Source organism: Paenibacillus sp. FSL P4-0081 (assembly GCF_000758565.1).
Classification (GTDB): Bacteria; Bacillota; Bacilli; order Paenibacillales; family Paenibacillaceae; genus Paenibacillus_AQ; species Paenibacillus_AQ phytohabitans.
Genome location: NZ_CP009280.1, coordinates 7,477,526 through 7,498,405, shown reverse-complemented (window position 1 = coordinate 7,498,405; position 20,880 = coordinate 7,477,526). Strand labels below are relative to the sequence as shown.

Annotated in this window: 14 protein-coding genes; 10 read left to right on the top strand and 4 right to left on the bottom strand. The window is 51.1% G+C overall.

Annotated elements, in window-relative coordinates; translation table 11 throughout:
• Positions 1-191: 191 nt before the first annotated feature.
• Positions 192-1,352 (bottom strand): ROK family transcriptional regulator, encoded by a 1,161-nt coding sequence (locus P40081_RS31830; RefSeq protein WP_039308600.1) that lies wholly within the window; start codon positions 1,350-1,352, stop codon positions 192-194.
• 456 nt (positions 1,353-1,808) lie between these two features.
• Between P40081_RS31830 and xylA the strand changes: the two genes are divergently transcribed.
• The 9 genes from xylA to P40081_RS31780 all read left to right on the top strand — a co-directional run bounded on the left by xylA (position 1,809) and on the right by P40081_RS31780 (position 16,860).
• Positions 1,809-3,128, top strand: a complete 1,320-nt coding sequence (gene xylA / locus P40081_RS31825; RefSeq protein ID WP_042140031.1) for a xylose isomerase — start codon at positions 1,809-1,811, stop codon at positions 3,126-3,128.
• A gap of 320 nt (positions 3,129-3,448) precedes the next feature.
• On the top strand, positions 3,449-4,945 hold the full coding sequence (xylB, locus tag P40081_RS31820; protein WP_042140030.1) for a xylulokinase: 1,497 nt from the start codon (positions 3,449-3,451) through the stop codon (positions 4,943-4,945).
• 377 nt (positions 4,946-5,322) lie between these two features.
• Positions 5,323-6,879, top strand: coding sequence for a response regulator transcription factor (locus P40081_RS31810; protein ID WP_042140028.1), 1,557 nt, complete (start codon positions 5,323-5,325; stop codon positions 6,877-6,879).
• A 175-nt stretch (positions 6,880-7,054) separates the two neighbouring features.
• On the top strand, positions 7,055-8,845 hold the full coding sequence (locus tag P40081_RS31805) for a sensor histidine kinase (RefSeq protein WP_042140027.1): 1,791 nt from the start codon (positions 7,055-7,057) through the stop codon (positions 8,843-8,845).
• Positions 8,846-8,958: 113 nt separating this feature from the next.
• Positions 8,959-9,945, top strand: a complete 987-nt coding sequence (locus P40081_RS31800; protein ID WP_081970288.1) for an ABC transporter permease — start codon at positions 8,959-8,961, stop codon at positions 9,943-9,945.
• A 14-nt stretch (positions 9,946-9,959) separates the two neighbouring features.
• Entirely contained in the window at positions 9,960-10,859 is a 900-nt protein-coding gene (locus P40081_RS31795) for a carbohydrate ABC transporter permease (protein ID WP_042140026.1), read from the top strand.
• Between the two features lie 189 nt (positions 10,860-11,048).
• Positions 11,049-12,794 carry an ABC transporter substrate-binding protein gene (locus P40081_RS31790; RefSeq protein WP_042140025.1) on the top strand — a complete coding sequence of 582 codons (1,746 nt, stop codon included), beginning with the start codon at positions 11,049-11,051 and terminating at the stop codon, positions 12,792-12,794.
• A 97-nt stretch (positions 12,795-12,891) separates the two neighbouring features.
• A complete protein-coding gene (locus P40081_RS31785; RefSeq protein WP_042140024.1) occupies positions 12,892-15,273 on the top strand; it encodes a glycoside hydrolase family 95 protein in 2,382 nt (793 codons plus the stop codon).
• Between the two features lie 447 nt (positions 15,274-15,720).
• Positions 15,721-16,860: a transglutaminase domain-containing protein gene (locus P40081_RS31780; protein ID WP_042140023.1), complete on the top strand. Its 1,140-nt coding sequence runs from the start codon at positions 15,721-15,723 to the stop codon at positions 16,858-16,860.
• A gap of 27 nt (positions 16,861-16,887) precedes the next feature.
• Here P40081_RS31780 and P40081_RS31775 read toward each other — a convergent pair whose 3' ends face one another.
• Both P40081_RS31775 and P40081_RS31770 read right to left on the bottom strand, forming a co-directional pair.
• Positions 16,888-17,205, bottom strand: a complete 318-nt coding sequence (locus tag P40081_RS31775) for a DUF3889 domain-containing protein (protein ID WP_039308575.1) — start codon at positions 17,203-17,205, stop codon at positions 16,888-16,890.
• A 156-nt stretch (positions 17,206-17,361) separates the two neighbouring features.
• The gene (locus P40081_RS31770; protein ID WP_042140022.1) at positions 17,362-17,730 is read right to left on the bottom strand and encodes a helix-turn-helix domain-containing protein; all 369 of its coding nucleotides are present in this window, start codon (positions 17,728-17,730) and stop codon (positions 17,362-17,364) included.
• A gap of 120 nt (positions 17,731-17,850) precedes the next feature.
• Here P40081_RS31770 and P40081_RS31765 point away from each other — a divergent pair, with 120 nt between their 5' ends.
• A complete protein-coding gene (locus P40081_RS31765) occupies positions 17,851-18,501 on the top strand; it encodes a nitroreductase family protein (protein WP_042140021.1) in 651 nt (216 codons plus the stop codon).
• An 806-nt stretch (positions 18,502-19,307) separates the two neighbouring features.
• Here P40081_RS31765 and P40081_RS31760 read toward each other — a convergent pair.
• Positions 19,308-20,795, bottom strand: coding sequence for an amino acid permease (locus P40081_RS31760; protein WP_042140020.1), 1,488 nt, complete (start codon positions 20,793-20,795; stop codon positions 19,308-19,310).
• Positions 20,796-20,880 lie beyond the last annotated feature (85 nt).

The window sequence follows — 20,880 nt, the reverse complement described above, 5'->3', positions numbered from 1 at the left end:
ATGGTGATAAATGTCACACGTATATCCTTATTATATAGGATTGCTATTCCTTTTAGTGCAGGAAATGCTGCTGCAAATGCGGCAATTTTACGAAAATATAAGAGCTTGTATATTCTACGCTAAAATTATCCTTCTATTTCTCTCTAAAACGGGTGCCCTCCTAAAAAAGGAAGGCACCCGTTTCTACTAGTCTATAGGGTTACCCGGATGTTGCCGAGAAAGTGCATGACTGCAGAAAAGCCTGCGCCAATCATCGTTCCGCGGCTGCCCAGCCTGGAGAAAGTGATCTCAAGCTGCTGCTTGTGGTAAGGAAGCGTACGCTCGGCTACTACCCGGCGCAGCGGCTCGCCCAGCCACGGTTCGGCTTCAGACAGAGCACCCCCAATGACAATCAGCTCCGGATTGAAGCTGTTGATCAGATTAGTGACCCCGATGCCCAGATATTCCCCGATGGAGCCAAAATGGCGCAGGGTATCCGGCTGCCCCTCCAGCGCATACGCCACCAGTTCGGTCGTGGTGCGGGCAGGCAGGGAAAGGCCGGGGTTATCGTATGTTTTCTCCGAAGCATAGAGCTCCCAGCAGCCCCGGCTGCCGCAGCTGCAGGGCTTGCCTTCCGCCTCAATCGTCATATGCCCGGTCTCCCCGGCGTATCCGCGTGCGCCCTTATACAATTCTCCGCCGATGATGATTCCGGACCCGATCCCCGAACCAGCGCTGATATACAGCAGATGGCGCACATCTCGCGCCGCCCCGAAGTTCAGCTCCCCTTGTGCCCCGGCATTGGCTTCATTGTCAATGGTGACCGGAACCGCGAAGGCGCTTTCCAGAATCGACCGCAGATCGACCATTTCCCAGCCAAGGTTGGGCGCAAACAGGACGACTCCGTGTTCATCCACCATTCCCGGCACGCCGACTCCGATGCCGACAATGCCATAGGGCGAAGGAGGCGCCTCGGCAATCAGCTCCGAGATCATCTGCTGCATCTGCCCCAGTACATAAGGGAAGTCGTGGGCCTCCAGCGCACAATCCCGTTCATGAAGAATACCGCCTCCCAGATTGCAGAGCACGGCCTTAAGCTGTTTAACACGCAGCTCGATCCCGATAACGCTTCCGGCCATTTCGTTGAAATGCAGCATAAGCGGTTTGCGTCCCCCGCTGGATTCTCCGGGACCGGCTTCGGTAACCAGCTCCTGCCCGCAGAGCTCGGCGACTAGATTGGAGACCGTAGCCTTATTAAGGCCTGTCATCTCGGACACCTTGGCCCGGGAGACGGGGGACTGCATACGGATCGTATGTAAAATAATCGATTTGTTGATTTTTTTGACCAGCGCCTGATCACCGGTAACTTTCAAGAAGCACACTTCCTTTTTTGAAATATAAGACTATCCGGCCTGCTGAGTACGTCACATAACAATGAGGAAGGCACTCGATCAGGGCGGAGCTTATAGGTTTCGGTTTTCCCGCATACGTAATGCATTAAGCCTTGAAGCAGCGCTTACGCGGAGAAGGTATGCCATTTAGTCTAGAATGAAGAGCGGCAAAAAGCAACTAGATTAACGTCCGGGTGAGGCGGGGAAATTACAGTTATACGCATAGGCTGCACTGCCGGAGGGTACTTTATGTTCAGCATCATCAGGTGAAAATCAAGCGAGAAGAGAGAGGCTGCTCTGCCCGGCACAGAATAAAAAACAGGCAAAATAAAAGTTCTCAAAAACTTTGTTTAACCAATATACAAAGTCCTGAAGATGTGATAAGATGTTGCTGTAAACGCTTGCGGGCGAAGCAAAATATCGAGGAGGATTTTACAAATGGCTTATTTTGAAACAGTGAGCAAGATCTCTTACGAGGGAAGCCGTTCCACTAACCCTTACGCATTCAAATTCTACAACCCTACAGAAATCGTTGCCGGCAAAACTATGGAAGAGCACCTGAAATTTGCAATGGCATATTGGCATACATTAACAGCTGGCGGTTCCGATCCGTTCGGCGCTGAAACTGCAGTCCGCGCTTGGGATAAGCTGAGCACACTGGACAAGGCTAAAGCCCGTGCAGAAGCAGCATTCGAATTCATGGAGAAGATGGATCTGCAGTACTACTGCTTCCATGATGTGGACATCGCTCCTGAAGGCGCGTCCCTGCGTGAATTCTACAGCAACATCGATACAATCGTAGATATCCTTGAACAAGGCATGAAGGCTTCCGGCAAAAAATTGCTGTGGAACACAGCTAACATGTTCACCAACCCGCGCTACATGCACGGTGCAGGCTCCACTTGCAACGCTGATGTGTTCGCACACGCTGCTGCACAAGTGAAGAAGGGTCTAGAAGTTGGTAAACGTCTGGGCGCTGACAACTATGTATTCTGGGGCGGCCGTGAAGGTTACGAAACGCTGCTGAACACCAATATGAGTCTTGAGCAGGACAACATTGCCCGCCTGTTCAGCATGGCTGTTGATTATGCTAAGGAAATCGGCTTCGACGGCCAGTTCCTGATCGAGCCTAAACCGAAAGAGCCTACCAAACACCAATATGACTTCGATGCAGCAACCTGTATCGCATTCCTGCAGAAGTACAACCTGGATAAGCACTTCAAGCTGAACCTTGAAGCTAACCATGCCACACTGGCCGGCCATACGTTCGAGCATGAGCTGCACGTAGCCCGTATCAACGGCATGCTGGGATCGCTTGATGCGAACCAGGGCGATCCATTGCTCGGCTGGGATACCGATGAATTCCCTGCAAGCATCTACGATTCTACTCTGACTCTGTACGAAGTACTGAAGAACGATGGTCTGGGCAAAGGCGGAATCAACTTTGACTCCAAAGTGCGCCGTCCTTCCTTCGAGCCTGAGGATCTGTTCCTGGCACATATCTCCGGTATGGACGTATATGCCAAGGGTCTGAAGGTAGCTGCTAAGCTGCTGGAAGACGGCGTATTCGAGAACTTCATTGCTGAGCGTTACAGCAGCTTCAATGAAGGTATCGGCGCGGACATCGTATCCGGCAAAGCGACACTTGCTTCGCTTGCTGACTATGCACTGAACAACGAAAACCCGCGTCCGAACAAGTCCGGACGCCAGGAACTGCTAAGAGCTACACTTAACCAGTACATCCTGACAGTAGAGTAAGACTGCACCGGATTTGCGGCAGCTGCCGCAGATTCATCAGAGGATAAACGCAACGGGGGTTGCTGAAGAGAGCATTCTTCGGCAGCCCCCTTTTATTGGTGGAGAATAGATGTGCACGGCGTAGAATGGCTGATGCACAGGCTTCGGTAATAGGGTTAATGCTTCATATAATTAAGCAGATGCTTACGAAGCGAGTTTTGCTCGAAGTGAATTCAGGAAGCAGAAGCTCGCAAAACTTAAGATTATGCTTACGAGGCGAGTTATATTGCGGAGATGTTCCAATAGAAGTAATGCTTCATATAACTTTTAGGAGGATAACTATGAAATATGTAATCGGTGTCGATCTCGGAACCAGCGCAGTGAAGACTGTATTGGTAGATCCCCAGGGCAAAGTTGCGTTCGAGCACTCTGAGGCTTATCCGCTCAGCAGACCCCAGCCGAACTGGAGTGAGCAGAATCCGGAGGATTGGGTCAAAGGAACAATCGTCAGCCTGAAGCGGCTGATGGAGGTATCCGGTGTAGATTCTTCGCAAGTGGACGGAATCAGCTTCTCCGGTCAAATGCACGGACTGGTGCTCGTTGACGGCGAAGGTAAGGCTCTGCGTCCGGCGATCCTGTGGAACGATACACGCACAACAGCCCAGTGCCGCAAGATTGAGAAGACGCTTGGCGGCAAGCTGATCGAAATTGCCAGAAACCGCGCGCTGGAAGGCTTCACGCTTCCGAAGATTCTTTGGGTTCAAGAGAACGAGCCGGAGGTATTGTCGCAGGCTGAGCTGTTCCTGCTGCCGAAGGATTATGTACGTTACCGCCTGACCGGTGACTACGCTATGGATTATTCAGACGCAGCCGGAACCCTGCTGCTCGACGTAGGCTCCAAGCAGTGGAGTCCGGAGATTGCCGAAGCCTTCGGTCTGCCGCTCTCTATCTGCCCTAGACTTGTGGAATCCTTCGAGCAGACCGGAACCCTGCTTCCGGAGATTGCCGAAGCTTCCGGATTGCTGCCTTCCACCAAGGTGTTCGCCGGTGGTGCAGACAATGCCTGCGGCGCACTCGGTGCCGGAATTCTGGGTGAAGGCCGGACGATGTGCAGCATCGGTACTTCCGGAGTCGTGTTGTCTTATGAGAGCAACAAGGATCTTAACCTTGAAGGCAAAGTCCATTTCTTCAACCATAGTGAGAAGGATGCCTTCTACATCATGGGCGTTACACTGGCAGCGGGCCACAGTCTGACCTGGTTTAAGGAAACCTTTGCGGCTGAGAAGAGCTTCGACGAATTGCTTCACGGCGTTAATGATATCCCGGCCGGCAGCAGCGGCCTCTTGTTCACACCGTATATCAGCGGAGAACGTACACCGCATCCGGATGCGAACATCCGCGGCAGCTTCATCGGCATGGATTCCGGCCATACATTGTCCCACTTTACACGCGCTGTGCTGGAAGGCATCACCTTCTCGCTGCGTGAATCGATTGAGATTGTACGTGAATCCGGCAAAGAGATCACCGAGGTGGTAGCGATCGGCGGCGGCGCCAAGAATGAGGCCTGGCTGCAGATGCAGGCCGATATCTTCGGCGCTTCGATCATCAAGCTGGAGAGCGAGCAAGGTCCGGCTATGGGCGCAGCGATGCTGGCTGCTTACGGTGCCGGCTGGTTTGAATCGCTGGGAGCGTGCGCGGAAGCCTTCATCCGTCCGGCTGAAACCTACACTCCTAATGCAGAGCAGGCTGCAATCTACGACGGTATCTTCGCCTTGTACCAGGATGTTTACGGCCAGACCCGCGAACTGAATGAGAAGCTGGCTTTGTATCGCAAATAATTTAGTGTAAAATATAAACTATCCCATATTTTAATGAACTTGTATAAGTTGAACTTAATTCCATACCAAAAGGGCTATAGTAACGGAGGGGAATTTTGGAACTGGAAGGAGCGACAGCGTCCGCCTGAAAGCTTTCCGCAGGAAAGCTCGCTCCGGAAGCATCATCAGTCTGCGGATTTCCACCGCGAACAGCGGTTTGAATTCAAGAAATCTGGGGACAACAGCGGCCGGAAGTCCAAATATTCACTGTAGTTACGTCCTCGCCTAATGGGAGATCATTTGTTCATTTTATACCAGTCGTATATCCAGCACTTAATGTCTGCCATTCCTCACAGGGTGGCAGCTGTTTTCTTTTTAAATGAGGGGGTGAACCCATATTGATCAAAGTACTGATTGTAGATGATGAGCCCAAGCTAAGAGAAGGGATGCGGACGCTGATCCCCTGGGAAGAAGAGGGATACACCGTAGTGGCAACAGCGGCGAACGGATATGAAGCACTGGACAAGTTCCATGCGCTCGCGCCCGGCCTTGTGATTGCAGATATCCGCATGCCCGGGATGGACGGTCTGGAACTGATCTCCGAGCTCCGCAAAGAGAGCCCTAACTGCCATGTGCTGATTCTTAGCGGCTATGCCGACTTTGAATATGCCAAACGGGCGATTGCCTACCATATCGACGGTTATTTGCTTAAGCCGGTCGATGAGGAGGAATTGATCACCTATCTGCAGGAGCTGCGTGAGAAGATAAGCCTGGAAGAACGGATGATCGAATGGCAGTCCGGGGAGCCGGCGAAGACCACCGAAGTGCTGCTGCGCGAGCTGCTGCAGCCGAAGGAAGGCGGAGAGGCTTCCGCAGAGGCTGCGGCTCAGCTGGGGCTGGAAGGATGCAGCTGCGAAGTGATATTGCTGGAATTGAAAGGGCTTAACAAAGGGGAGGACAGCCGTGAGGAACAGGTGAAGAGCCTGATGGAGAGGCATTGGCTGGAAGAGGAAGAGCGCGGCTTATTCTTCACGCTTCCCCCGTATATGGGGATTCTTTTGAAGGAACCGCTTGCAAATGACAGTGCCCGGGAGTCGCTATGGCAGGAGCTGCATTATATTACAGCGAAGGAAGGACTGGAGTTTCAGGCCGCAGCAGGCGGTGCAGCCGGCAGCCCGGAAGAGGCGTTCCTGTCGTTTGCCACAGCACGTGCCCGGCTGGACGATGCTTTTTTCGGGCAGAAGGACACGCTGCTCAGCGGGAAGCCGGATAACTGGAATGAACCCGTGAAGAGGACAGGAGAATTCGAGGAGGAGCCGGACCCGGAGCGGGATGTAGAGGTACAGCTGCTGCTTGCTGTTGAGGCCGGAAGCGGTGAGGTGGCCCGCGGGCTTATAGGGCAAATTGTCCGCCAGCTGGTTCATGCCCGGCGCGAAGAAACTTATATCAAGGATAATCTGATGCGGATTGTCAGCAGTACCATCGCCCGCCTGGAGGCAGCGAATCCGGACATCCGTGCACTGATTGCCGGTCAAGCCTCGCCTATGGGTGAAATGTACAGCAGTGCTAACCTGCATGATGTGGAGCAGCTGGTATCCGCTTATATGGAGCAAATTTCCGGGCTGATCGGCAGCGGCGGGCGCGGAGATGAAATCAAGCGGATCACGGACCTGATCCAGCGCCGCTATAATGAGAATTTGAAGCTGGGCTCGCTTTCCGAAATTTTCAACTATAATAGCGCGTATTTGGGCAAAATGTTCAAGAATCAGGTGGGAGAACACTTCAACACGTATCTGGATAAAGTCAGAATTGAGAAAGCCAAGCAGTTCCTGACCCAAGGCATGAAGGTCTATGAGGTTGCAGAGCGGGTCGGTTATATGAACTCCGATTATTTTAATGCCAAATTCCGCAAATATGTCGGAGTGTCCCCGTCGGCCTACCGCAAAGAGAATTAATATCCCGGCTGCCGGGCAGGCCCGCGAGCAGCATGGGCGGTTAGAACTGTGAACTTGCCGAACGTTCAGCGTGAGGCTTATGATATACAGGCTGTTCCCTATCTGCAGAGGATAAGGGGAGCAGCCTGTTTTCCATGGAACGGAAGGGGGAATTGTTATTAAGAAGCTGGTGCGAATGATCAATAATATGAAGCTGAAATATAAGCTGATTTTTTTCTACATTATTGTCGTCATGATACCCGTGCTGATTGTTGGTATTATTCTTACAAGCTATTTTCGAGAGGGAGCCTTGAACAGAGCGATTGATCAGGCCACCAACAATGTGGAGAAGATCAAAAGCCAATTGTCCAGTAAGCTGCGTGTTCCGACGGATATTTCTAATCTGCTCTATTTTGACGAGGAGCTTGAGCAGCTGGTCACTACGCATTACCCGGATGCATTGGCGCTTACAAAGGCTTATTTGAATTACACAGATATCCGTGTATATGTTCTGCGGTACCGGGAAATTTCTAATATCCGTTTTTTCATTGATAATCCGAGCCTGGTTGATGATATGTCGATTGCACCATTGACTCCGGAGCTGGAGTCGAGAGCCTGGTACAAGAAAGCCATGCAGTCCGGAGAGATTTACTGGATGTATATTCCCGACAAGGAGAAATATTTCAACAGCCCCAAAGGGACGATCAACAAGCTCAGCCTGATCCGTCAGGTGTATTACCGGGAATCCGGCAAATCCGGAATACTGATGGTGCAGGTTTCTCAGGATGAACTGAATCAGATGCTCTATCAGGAGCCGTTCGATACGTTAATCATCGATGAGCAGGGTTATATTGTGTCGGCCAATGATCCGCAGCTTGTAGGCAGCACAGTGGATGATTTTGACATTGGTGTTGATGTGCAATTGCAGTCCAAGGGGGTGCTCAAAACCAGGGTGAAGGACAAGGATTCTTACGTCATTATTGATGAAATGTCTCCTGAGCTGAGCAGCAGCAAGCTGAAGATTATCTCTATATTTGAAACGAAAAGCATTCTGAGCGATGCCAATAATGTCAGCAAGCTGGGCCTCCTGATCGTTATTGGTGTGCTGCTGGTTGCCCTTGTGTTTGTATACACCATCTCCCTGCTGACCACCAACCGTCTGCTGCGCCTGAGCCGCCAGCTGAATCAGGTAGCCCTTGGCAATCTGAATATCGTCTCACGGATTGACGGGACGGATGAGATCGGCCAGCTGTCGCGGCAATTCAATTATATGGTGGCAAGTATTAACCGGCTGATCACCCAGGTTATTGAGAGCAATGAGAAGAACAGTGCACTGGAGATCGCCCAGCGGGAGATCAAATTGAAGATGATGGCGAGCCAGATCCATCCGCATTTCCTGTTCAACGCACTGGAATCGATCCGCATGAATGCGCATCTTAAGGGCGAGAAGGAGATTGCGAACATCGTCAGACTGCTCGGTAAGCTTATGCGCAAGAACCTCGAAGTAGGCCGCGAACGGGCGCCGATCAAGGAAGAAGTAGAGATGATCCGCTCTTATCTGGAGATCCAGAAATTCCGGTATGAGGACAGGCTGGAGTATGAGATTAAATTTGACCCTAGAGCAGCTGAAATCATGATCCCGCCGCTCATTATCCAGCCGCTTGTAGAGAATTCCGTAGTCCACGGGCTGGAGAATAAGCAAGGTACCGTTCATGTCAATGTCAGTATAACGCTGGATGAGAACCAGGAGGTTCAGGTGCTTGTGACAGATGACGGCATCGGCATGAAGGAGGAAAGACTGTCCGAGATCGTGGATGTGATTAGCAAAGTGGAGGAAGAGGAACGGGGACGGATCGGCCTGCGCAATGTTCATCAGAGACTGACTCTATATTACGGAGAGGAGCATGGTCTGAGGATTACAAGCCGATCAGGTGAAGGTACCGAGATAGCGTTTTCTATTCCCGTTGAAAGCGAGTTCAAGTCTTAAGCAGCGCGGCCTGGGAGAATCTCTAATTTAGACAGGATTTTACGTGAAATCTGTTGGGTATTCTCTCCCGGGGTGCTGCGGTAAGATAAGACTATAAAAACGAAGGGGGAATAATGATCGTGAAAGCGCTCACTGAAAACGGTGTTACAGCAAATGAAAGCGTAACCCCCCGCCCACCTGCGAAACGGAATAGTGGATTTTGGAAAAGCGTACTGCAGCAAAAGTACTTATATCTGATGTCTCTTCCATTCGTGATCTGGGTATTTATTTTCAGCTATGTACCCATATGGGGATGGTTGATGGCATTCCAAAATTATAAGCCGGCTAAGACATTCGGCGAACAGAAGTGGGTCGGACTGGATAACTTCAAGGAGTTGTTCCATGACGAACGTTTCTATCTCGTATTAAGAAATACCCTGTCCATGAGCGTCCTCGGGCTGATCTTTGGCTTCGTGGTTCCCATTACGTTTGCTATCATGCTCAATGAGCTGCGGGGGAGTATTTTCAAGAGAACGGTTCAAACGGTATCTTATCTGCCTCACTTTGTCTCCTGGGTCGTTGTAGGCGGGATTGTCTACAAGACACTCGCGATCGACGGAGGAATCGTGAACGATTTGCTGATGTGGTTACATATCACTGATGAGCCGATCCAATTCATGGCCCAAGGCAAATATTTCTGGGGAATTTTGACTGCATCCGATATATGGAAAGAAACAGGCTGGGGTGCAATCATCTATTTGGCAGCGATTACAGGGATCGATAAAGAGCTGTACGAAGCGGCAAAAGTGGATGGTGCGGGAAGAATTAAGCAGGCATTCAATATTACTTTGCCGGGTATCCGTTCAACCGTTATGGTGCTGCTCATTATGAACATCGGCCATCTGATCGGTATCGGCTTCGAGAAGCAGTTCCAGCTGCAGAACAACCTGGTCACCGATTATTCGGAAGTGCTGGATTTGTATGCGCTTAAGTATGGTATTCAGATCATGCGGTTCTCTTATGGTACTGCAATAAGCATGTTCACCTCCGTAGTCAGTGTAATTCTGCTGTTCACGGCTAACGGTCTGATGAAGAAATTCACTAAAGAAAGCATTATGTAAGGAGGGGACCATAAATGGGTGGCAAAGCATTTCAAATGACAAAAGGTGAGCGTGCATTCGACATCTTTCTGTACACTGCACTTACATTAATCATGATTGTGACGTTGTATCCCTTCCTGAACGTACTGGCGATTTCTTTCAATGAATCTACAGATACCGTTCGGGGCGGCATCTATATCTTCCCGAGAGCCTGGACGCTTGAGAATTACCAGCGGATCTTCAGCTATACCGGTCTGATTCAGGGCTTCAAGATCTCCATTCTGCGTACCCTTTCAGGTACACTTCTGGGTCTGATCAGTGCTTCCATGCTGGCCTTTACGCTCAGCCGTCCGGAATTCAGAGCGAGAAAATTCATCTCGACTTTCCTGGCCCTGACGATGTATTTCTCCGGCGGTATGGTGCCTATGTACATTCTGATGAAAGATTTGAATCTGATCGGAACGTTCTGGATTTACATCCTTCCGGGTATGGTTTCCGCATTTAACGTCTTCATTATCCGTTCCTTTATGGACGGGCTGCCATTTGCTCTTCAGGAATCCGCCAAGCTGGACGGGGCGAATGACTTTATGATTTTCTATAAGATCATCCTTCCGCTCTGTAAACCGGTACTGGCAACCATCGCGCTGTTCCTGGCCGTTGGCCAATGGAATGAATGGTTCACAACGTATCTGTATAACGGTAACAAGCCGCACTTGACTACATTGCAGTATGAGCTGATGAAGGTATTGTCGTCTACCAATCAGGGCAGCGGCATGGTGAATGCGAACGATATGGCGCGGCAGATGGCGCAGATTTCACCAGAATCGATCAAGATGGCGATTACGATTGTCGTAACTGTACCTATTCTGGTTGTATACCCGTTCCTGCAAAAGTACTTCGTAGGCGGTATGACGCTGGGTGCAGTTAAAGCGTAAGCCTGACAATAGATTGAAATGGAACAGCTGCCTGGTTCAGTGCAGGATCAGGCGGCTATCCAATCTCAGGGTTATTGTTAAATAGTGGAATTTATATTTATAGTAGTTTTGCAAGCGTTCACAATGGTATATTCAGGTCTATCCTGATATGCATAGATGAAACATACTAATTTACAAGGGGGATATACAATGAATCGCAAGAGTACCAAAACAATCTTTACACTCATGCTTATGAGCTCTATGCTGATCGCCGGTTGTGGAGGCAATAACAATAATGCGGCCAACAACACGACATCTAACAACACAGGAAACACACCTGCAGCGACTAATGCAGCAGCAGATGATACCGCATTAGATACTTCTCCGTTCACGATCTCTTTCTTCGGCGGTGACGCCAGTCCGAACTGGAACAAAATGCAGGATGAAGTCGGTAAAGCCATTACTGAAAAAACAGGTGTTACTATTGACGCTGAATTTGATGTAGGCAGCGGCGGCGGCGACCAAAAAATCCCGATGATGGCTGCCAGCGGCGACGTACCTGATCTGATCTTCGCCAAAGGAAACTTGAGCACCCTGGTGGATGCCGGCCTGATTATTGATATGACGGAACTGATTGATAAATATGCTCCGAACCTCAAGAAGGTCTATGGCGAAAACATGGGCCGTCTGAAATACAGCCTGGATGACCAAGCGATCTATCAGATTCCTACGAATATGGGTGTCGGCCAACAAGCCTTCGACGCTACAGGCGGATTTGAAATTCAACACCGCGTATTGAAGGAACTGGGCTATCCTGAAGTGAAGACACTGGCAGATTATGAGAAAGTGCTTAAGGATTATGTGGCTCTGCATCCGGAAACCGATGGCCAGCCTACCATTCCGCTGACGCTGAACGCTGATGACTGGAAAATCATGATCACCGTTACAAACCCGGCTTTCACTACAACAGGTGCACCGGATGATGGCGAGTATTATGTAGATCCTGAAACCTATGAAGCACAGCTGCACTACAAACGTCCGGCAGAAAAAGAGTATTTCCGCTGGTTGAACGGAATGTACGCTCAAGGCCTGCTTGATAAGGATACCTTCGTACAAAAAGACGATCAATACAAAGCTAAAGTTGCCAGCGGCCGTGTACTCGGTCTGATCTCCCAGGAATGGGAATACTCCGATGGTGAGAATGCTCTGAAGGCAGCCGGTAAAGACGAGTATACTTACGGTCACTTCCCTGTAACCCTGTCTGATGAGTATAAAGATCATTCCTTCATGCAGACAGGTATCGACGGCTATGGTCTTGCGATCACTACCGCAGCTAAAGACCCTGTCCGGATCATCAAATGGCTGGACTGGATGTCTTCCGATGAAGGTCAGATTCTGAGAACCTGGGGTATTGAAGGCACGCACTACACTGTAAATGCAGATGGTAAACGCGAAGTTCTTCCGGAAATCAGCGATGGTCTAGCTAACGATACCGCAAACACCCAGAAGAAAACCGGGATTGGCCAGTACCTTATCTTCGGTGCACGTTATGGTGATGGTGTGAAGGATTCCACTGGCAACTACTACACTACAAGCTTCCCTGAACAGATCGTAGCTTCTTACTCCGATGCTGAGAAGGAATCACTTGCAGGTTACAAGGCTACTACATGGAAAGATCTGTTCCCTAAAGAAGATGAATTCCCGATCAAAGAAACAGGAGCCCTGTACAACCTGCCGGTTCCTACTGACGGTCAATATCAGGTAATCTTCAAGAAGACACAGGATATCATCCGCAAACGTATTCCTGAAGCCATCCTGTCGAAACCTGCAGACTTCGATAAAGTGTATGATGCCTTCCTGGCAGAGCTGGATAAAGCCGGCGCTCAGGATATGGAAAAAGAATTCACAGAGCTCGTGAAAAAGAGAGTAACCCTGTGGACAGGTAAAACGTTCTAATCAATAATGGGATGTAGGTCATTCCATACAGCGAAGGCCCGACTTAGGTCAGGGCCTTTTGCCGTACTCAGATATTATTACGGAGGGCGAGAAGAGAATGGATAACAACAGGCATCACCCGTGGAAATTAAAGTACGGCCAGCCGGCGGCAGTCTGGGAAGAAGCGCTGCCGCTTGGTAACGGGTATATGGGCGCTATGGTGTTTGGCGGTACCGCCAAAGAGCAGATTCAGCTGAATGAAGATACCCTGTGGTCCGGATTTCCGCGGGACACGAACAACTATGAAGCCCTGCGGTATCTGAAGAAGGTACGGGAGCTGGTATCCTCCGGCAAATATGGTGAAGCCGAGGATGTGGTCAACGCGCATATGCTTGGGGTAAATGCACAGGCGTATATGCCGCTGGGTGACCTGTTGCTGGAGCAGGCTGGCGTAGAGAACTGCACGGCGTATGAACGGGAGCTTGATCTGGACAGCGGGATTGCCAGAGTTACTTATCAGAATGAGCAGGGGGCTTTTACCCGTGAAGTATTTATCAGTGCTCCTGACAAGGTGGGTGTCGTTCACGTTACAAGTGCGGTGCCGGGCGGACTTCATCTGGAGCTTGCTCTCAGCAGCCAGCTGAAGCATACGGTCAGTTCTGAAACTGAGCAACAACTGGTGCTCCATGGCCGCTGTCCGTCGCACATTGCTGACAACTATCATCAGGATCACCCCGTGGCCGTTCGCTATGAGGAGGGTCTCGGGATTGCCTTCGAGCTGCACCTGCAGGTACAGGTAACCGGGGGAGGAAGCATCCATCATTCGGATGGCAAGCTTGTCATATCCGGCGCTGATCGTGTACTTCTGCTGCTTGCGGCCGGCACGGACTATGAAGAGGTGCGGTCCAGAGCAAGCCATAAGAAATCCGGGGCGGCTCAGGATTCCGCAGTTATTGTCAGCCCTGCGGATTTGTGTGCAAGCAGGCTGACCGCAGCTGCCGGCAAGTCCTATGAGGAGCTGCGGAGACGGCATACAGAAGATCATCAGGCGGTATTCCGCCGCATGGATCTGGATCTGGGCGGTCATGAAGCGGACAACCTGCCGACCGATGAACGTCTGGCTGCCTATAAGAACGGTCAGGAGGACCCGGCGCTGGAGGCGCTGCTGTTCCAATATGGCCGTTATCTGCTGATGGGCAGCTCGCGTGCCGGAACACAGGCCGCCAATCTGCAGGGCATCTGGAATAATCATGTACAGCCGCCATGGAACAGCAATTATACAACAAATATTAATACGCAGATGAATTACTGGCTGGCAGAGGTCTGTAATCTCAGTGAATTTCATGAGCCGTTAATTGAGCTGATCAAGGAGCTCAGTGAGACCGGGGCCAGAACGGCTGCAATTCATTACGGGGCACGCGGCTGGGTAGCTCATCACAATGTCGATCTGTGGAAGGCGTCTAACCCTTCCGGCGGAGATGCCAGCTGGGCGTTCTGGCCGATGGGCGGCGTCTGGTTGTCCCGGCATTTGTGGGAGCATTACGAATTCACGCCGGATGCCGTTTATCTCGAAGAGACGGCTTATCCGTTAATGAAGGGAGCGGCGCTCTTCTGCCTGGACTGGCTGGTGGAGGGGCCGGACGGCCAGCTGGTAACCAGCCCGTCTACTTCACCGGAGAACCGGTTTGTAACAGAAGATGGCAGAGCCAGCAGCATATCCATGGGCTCGGCCATGGATATGAGCCTGATCAATGAATTGATGCAGCACTGCCTGCAGGCTGCACGGATTCTCGGCGTGGATCCGGAGTTCCAGGCTGAATTGGAGAAGACGCTCTCCCGTCTGTCGCCACTGAAGATTGCTGAGGACGGGCGGCTGCAGGAGTGGATCTATGACTTCACTGAATCCGAGCCTGGACACCGTCATGTCTCGCACTTGTACAGCCTTTATCCTGGCAACCGGATCAACAAACGGGACACACCGGAGCTGCTGGAGGCGAGCCGTTTATCGCTTCAGAAGCGGATCGCTTCCGGCGGCGGGCATACCGGCTGGAGCTGCGCCTGGCTGATTAATCTGTATGCCCGGCTGGAGGATGGTGATTCGGCTTATGGCTTTGTCCGTACGCTGTTAACCCGTTCGGTCTATCCGAATCTGTTCGACGCGCATCCGCCGTTTCAGATTGACGGTAATTTCGGCGCTGCCGCGGGTATTGCGGAAATGCTGCTGCAGAGTCATCTGGGTGAGCTTACGCTGCTTCCGGCGCTGCCCCGAGCCTGGAAGAACGGCCGGATTAGCGGCCTGAAGGCACGCGGCGGCTATGTGGTTGACATGGACTGGCAGGATGGACTGCTGGTATCCGCCCGGATCACAGCGAAGTATGATGGACTGCTGCGTCTAAGCTATGCGCAGGAGCTGAAGCTGCAGCTTCCTGACGGCAGCACGCAGGTGGTAGAACCTGCGATTGAGGTTAAAGCCGGCGTGACTTATCTTGTGACGCTGTAGGCTGTAGGTTGTAAGCAGTGAACGTGAACGCTTAAGTGTAGCATAGATAAGCGCAGCCGAAGCCGCTGCTTCCCGGAGATGGACCGGGATGCAGCGGCTTTTTTAATGATCTATTTTCGCGTGCCCGCATACCTCCTGAGCATTCTGCCTGCCCCAGCACTCCGCCTGCCCCAGCACTTCACCGCCTGCCCCAGCACTCCGCCTGTCCCAGCACTCCACCGCCTGCCCATCACCCATCCGCCCACCAGTGCTTGTCCTGATAATATTTATGGGGTGGATACTTATGCGCCGGGTGTGCCGGGCCGATAATAATGAATATAACAGGTATCTCAGGTTCAGGTTCAAAGGTTTCTAGGGTTGGAGTTGTATACAGGGGATTTCCGGCATTTACTATAGAGTAAACGGCTAATCATCCATTATATAGATTGCAGGAGGCACTTGAAGGCTATGGGGAAGAGACGTATATCGCTGATGAAGACCGTGATTTGCGGCATGCTGGTTTTTGCTGCTATCCCGCCCGCAACATACTGGGGGTATGAGCATGCCTATGCTGCTGCTGATTCTGTGGTGCTGCGTTCTGTCAATGAGATGACACAGAAGCTGACCGGGGCGATGAGCAACCGCAGAGAGACAATTACCTTCACTTATCAGGGCAAGACAAATAAGCTGAAGAGCCAGGTGCAGACGGCAATCGATCAGGCGATGGGGAGCGATCCGTATCTCTATTATATTATTGACAGCTATGCGTTTTCTTACCGGGGGAGCACACGCTCTGCCAACGTGACGATTCAGGTGGAGTACCGGGAGACGCTGCAGCAGACAGCATATGTTAACAAGCAGGTGAAGACCATTCTGCAGGAATTAATTACACCGGGGATGAGCAGCCATCAGAAGGTCAAAGTCATCCACGACTGGGTGGTGCTGCATTTGCAATATGATAATTCATACCGTAAATATACGGCGTATGAGGGACTTCAGACGGGCAGTGCGGTATGTCAGGGGTATTCCCTGCTGACCTATAAGCTGCTGCTGGGAGCGGGTATACCGAATAGGATTGTGGAGGGTACTGCGAGGCCCGAGGGGGGCGTTGCCCAGTCGCATGCCTGGAATCTCGTGCAGCTGGACGGACTCTGGTATCATCTCGACACGACCTGGGATGATCCGGAGCCTAGTCCGGAGGGTGGAATCAGTACCGTATATTACATGAGAACGGATGCCCAGATGCGCCGTGACCACAGCTGGACCAAGACTTATCCGGCCGCTTCAACCGGTTATGCCGAGACACTGTCACAGCTGGTCAGCCGGGGCGGACAGGGGACAGACGGATACAAGAAGCTGCAGGAGGTTCTGGATTACAGGCTGTATGAGGAGGATCAAGTGATCGCTTCGGCGGCAGACTTGAAGAAGCTTGCGCAGCAGGCGGCGGATTCAGGCCAACTCTCACTGCTGTTCCGTTACCGGGGCAGTGAGAAGCTGCTGAGGCAGGACCTGCAGGTCCTCTATGAGATAGGGCTGAATAATTTGGCATTCAACAGTTCACCTTTTGACAATACAGGGGATCTTAAGGTGTATGTGACCTGGAAATAAGAGTATTGAAAGGGATACAGTATAGCTTTATCGCCATTGATCCGTCTCCGAGAAAAGAATGGTTTGCAGCTGATCGTCCGACGGGTCGAAGCGGACCATGACGAATATGCCAAATTCCCGGCCGGCTTTGCTCCGGATCCACAGCTTGAATTTCTCCTCCGCAAGCGTTGGCTTTATTTGAGTTCGGCCTACATGCTTATAATCGATAACCTCGGCATTGTATTTCTGCTGTGCAGCTTTCACAGCTACGACACCCCATTTGGCATACTCAGGAGCGGCTGAACTCACCGGGCTGTTAAGGGTGAAGATAAGCGCCAGCAGAGCGGTGATCCAAATTTTTTTCATGGCAGTCTCCTTAGATTGTAGATTGTGAATATGTATTAGCTTGCCCCCAAAATAAAAAATTACATCAGGACAGCAAACAAACAGGGATGTCTGCCGCGCCGATAGGCTGCGGGACATCCCTGTTTGTTGTAATTCCGGATAATCAGCCGGAAGCGCTCAAGAATACTTTCCGAACCCGTCCTCGCACGTTATATCCAGCTCAAGAAGATCATAAAGAGATTGCTTGGAATCCTCAAGGTTTTTTTGCGCAGCTTCAATATCTGCTATTTTATCTTTGATAATACGTGTTTGTTCTTCTTTGGAGATTCCATTTTTAGAGATCATGGATTTTATATCATTAATTGAAAAACCGACAGCCAGACAATTCTTGACAACACCCAAATGATGAATGATCTCTGCATCATAATTCCGGTAATTGTTCTCTTCCCTGAGGATATATTCATCCGTGATAATGCCCATTTTCTCATAGTAACGGATGGTTGATATAGGCAGGTCAACAATTTTTGCGACTTCACTAATCTTCATGTTAAATCACCCCGTTTTTCCCTCTTGCTATAAAGTATACTTCATAGTTTAGAATTCTTGTAGTGATGATAAGTGACATTTCAGCACAAGAAAACCTATAGATAAAGGAGAGAAATTTACATGAGTACAATCACCGGGAAATACCATACAACCAACGATTTCAATGAGATCGTTCTGGAGCGCCGTTCCGTGAAGGCCTATGATCCTGAAGTAAAAATCAGCCGGGAGGAAATGACCGAGATTCTGGCGGAAGCCTCCCGTGCACCGTCTGCCATTAACATGCAGCCATGGCGTTTCCTTGTTATTGACAGCGCGGAAGGCAAAGAAAAGCTTGCACCGCTGGCCTCCTTCAACCAGACACAGGCTCTGACTTCCTCGGCAGTTATTGCGGTATTTTACGATGCAAAGAATGTTGAATATATAGAGGAAATTTTCGGCAAATCGGTGGAACTTGGTTACATGCCGAGCGACGTCAAGGATATGCAGCTGCAACAAGTGAAGCCTTATTATGCGGGGATATCTGCATCCGAGCTGCGTGATGTGAATCTGATTGACTCGGCGCTTATTTCGATGCAGCTGATGCTTGTTGCCCGGGCCCATGGATATGACACCAACCCGATGGCCGGTTATGAGAAGGACAAGATCGCGGAAGCTTTTGGTCTGGACAAAGACCGGTTCCAGCCGGTCATGCTGATCTCGATAGGGAAAGCAGCCAAAGAAGGCTACCCATCCTACCGCCTGCCGGTTGAGACAATCACAACCTGGGCATAATCAACAGCTCCAAGGGGACGTTCTTTAGTACAAAAGCATACTTAAACTTAATCTACTGACGCAAAAAAAGACCGGTTCAGGCCACGATAATGTGGCCGAAACCGGTCTTTGTACTGAATCCGCCGAAAGTGGGCGGTATGGTGAAACTAAAGGGATAAATCCCTCTAATTCCGCTGAAAGTGGGCGGTATGGAGAAATCAAAGGGATAAATCCCACTAATTCCGCTGAAAGTGGGCGGTATGGAGAAATCAAAGGGATAAATCCCACTAATTCCGCTGAAAGTCGGCGGTATGGAGAAATCAAAGGGATAAATCCCACTAATTCCGCTGAAAGTCGGCGGTATGGTGAAAATAAAGGGATAAATCCCACTAATTCCGCTGAAAGTGGGCGGTATGGAGAAATCAAAGGGATAAATCCCACTAATTCCGCCGTACGTTGGCCAAAGGAGGGAATGAAGAGAATAAGTGCCCTTGAATTCCCCGAATGCGAGCTAAAGGAGCAAATGAGGAGCATTAGTGCCCTTAAATTCCCCGAATGTGAGCCAAAGGAGCAAATGAGGAGCATTAGTGCCCTTGAATTCCCCTGATGCGAGCTAAAGGAGCAAATGAGGAGCAGGTCGCACAAGCCCCTAGCTTAATTCACCCGTAAGGGTAATTTTGTTCAATATAAGAAATTGTATGTTTAACATGATCCACTTAACCTTCTATTTCTCGCTGAAACGGCTACGCTATCCTTTTAAAGGACGGCGTAGCCGTTTCCAATTGTTGTATATAGGCTTGGTACTTGATTATATGACCTGCAAAGAGTTACTCTGCGTGAGTGCTCAGATCACATTTGTCCAGCGGGACAATGCTGCTCTTGCGGAACCAGCCGTAGCCCAGCCAGATCAGAAGGAACAGAGGTACGCTAACATAAGAGACCAGAATGCCGTACCAGTCGATTTTGGAACCGGTGAAGGCGCCCATGTTCTGGCCGAATACGGCCACCATACAGAGGGCGAAGGCAAACAGCGGACCAAACGGGAACCATTTCGCCCGGTAAGGCAGTTCATCCAGCGAATGCCCCTGCTTGACGAAGGCGCGGCGGAAGCGGTAATGACAGACGGCAATTCCAAGCCAGTTGATGAAGCCGCACATCCCGGAGGCGTTCAGCAGCCAGTTGTAAACTGCGCCGTCTCCGAAGAAGGAGGCGAGGAAGGCCAGCATGCCGACAGCTGTGGTCACGAGAAGCGCGCCTACAGGCACGCCTCTGCGGTTCAGCTTGCCGAGGGCACGCGGAGCCATGCCGTCCTTCGCCATGGCGTACAGGACACGTGTAGAGGCGTACATCCCGGAATTCCCGGCAGACAGCACGGAGCTGAGGATGACGGCGTTCATTACGGAAGCGGCAATTGCCAGTCCGGCTTTGTTAAAGACGATCGTGAACGGGCTGACACCGATATCATCAATCCCGCCGCGGAGCAGATCGGGATTCGTATAAGGAATCAGCAGACCAATTACGAGAATGGCAAAGATATAGAAGATCAGGATGCGCCAGAATACCTGGCGGATGGCTACCGGTACATTCTTGCGGGGATTCTCACTCTCTCCCGCAGCGACCCCGACCAGCTCCGTCCCCTGGAAGGAGAATCCGGCGGCCATGAAGACGCCGACGAAGGCGAAGAAGCCGCCGTGGAACGAGCTGCCTCCCAGCTGGAAGTTGCTGAGCCCCACCGCCTTACCGCCCATAATACCGAAGATCATAAGGACACCGACAACGAGGAAGACAATGACAGTAATAATCTTAATGATGGCAAACCAATATTCCGATTCGCCGTAACCGCGCGAGGAGAGGAAGTTCAGGCCGAACATGATCAGCAGGAACAACAGGCTCCAGAGCATGGAAGGGCTGTCCGGGAACCAGTATTTAATAATGACGGTAGCAGCTGAGAGTTCCGCTGCTATCGTTACCGCCCAGTTGTACCAGAAGTTCCAGCCGATGGCGAAGCCGAAGGCGGGACTGACAAAACGTGTTCCGTACGTGCTGAAAGAACCGGAATCCGGCAAATAGGTAGCCAGCTCACCGAGGCTGGTCATCAGGAAATAGACCATGATGCCGACTGCGGTATAGGCAAGCAGTGCTCCGCCCGGACCGGAGGAGGCGATCGCACCGCCGCTGGCCAGGAACAGCCCGGTTCCGATGGAACCGCCCAGGGCGATCATGGTCAGATGTCTTGCTTTGAATGTTTTGCGCAGGCCCGGAGTACTGGCGTTACCCGCCTGTAATGCCGGCTGCTTCTCTTGCTTCGCTTGCATGAATAGGACACTCCCTTTAAGTTGTTGGTTCGGTTCACAGCGGGGAGTTGCTGCAGCCTGCTTGGCCCTGTGTCTTCTGCTTAGC

Excerpts from the sequence above, each read along its gene's own strand:
- xylA (WP_042140031.1), top strand. The coding sequence starts at position 1,809 with ATGGCTTATTTTGAAACAGTGAGCAAGATCTCTTACGAGGGAAGCCGT.
- P40081_RS31790 (WP_042140025.1), top strand. The coding sequence starts at position 11,049 with ATGAATCGCAAGAGTACCAAAACAATCTTTACACTCATGCTTATGAGC.
- P40081_RS31805 (WP_042140027.1), top strand. The coding sequence starts at position 7,055 with ATGATCAATAATATGAAGCTGAAATATAAGCTGATTTTTTTCTACATT.
- P40081_RS31770 (WP_042140022.1), bottom strand. The coding sequence starts at position 17,730 with ATGAAGATTAGTGAAGTCGCAAAAATTGTTGACCTGCCTATATCAACC.
- P40081_RS31795 (WP_042140026.1), top strand. The coding sequence starts at position 9,960 with ATGGGTGGCAAAGCATTTCAAATGACAAAAGGTGAGCGTGCATTCGAC.
- P40081_RS31765 (WP_042140021.1), top strand. The coding sequence starts at position 17,851 with ATGAGTACAATCACCGGGAAATACCATACAACCAACGATTTCAATGAG.
- P40081_RS31785 (WP_042140024.1), top strand. The coding sequence starts at position 12,892 with ATGGATAACAACAGGCATCACCCGTGGAAATTAAAGTACGGCCAGCCG.
- xylB (WP_042140030.1), top strand. The coding sequence starts at position 3,449 with ATGAAATATGTAATCGGTGTCGATCTCGGAACCAGCGCAGTGAAGACT.
- P40081_RS31775 (WP_039308575.1), bottom strand. The coding sequence starts at position 17,205 with ATGAAAAAAATTTGGATCACCGCTCTGCTGGCGCTTATCTTCACCCTT.
- P40081_RS31800 (WP_081970288.1), top strand. The coding sequence starts at position 8,959 with ATGATCGTGAAAGCGCTCACTGAAAACGGTGTTACAGCAAATGAAAGC.
- P40081_RS31780 (WP_042140023.1), top strand. The coding sequence starts at position 15,721 with ATGGGGAAGAGACGTATATCGCTGATGAAGACCGTGATTTGCGGCATG.
- P40081_RS31760 (WP_042140020.1), bottom strand. The coding sequence starts at position 20,795 with ATGCAAGCGAAGCAAGAGAAGCAGCCGGCATTACAGGCGGGTAACGCC.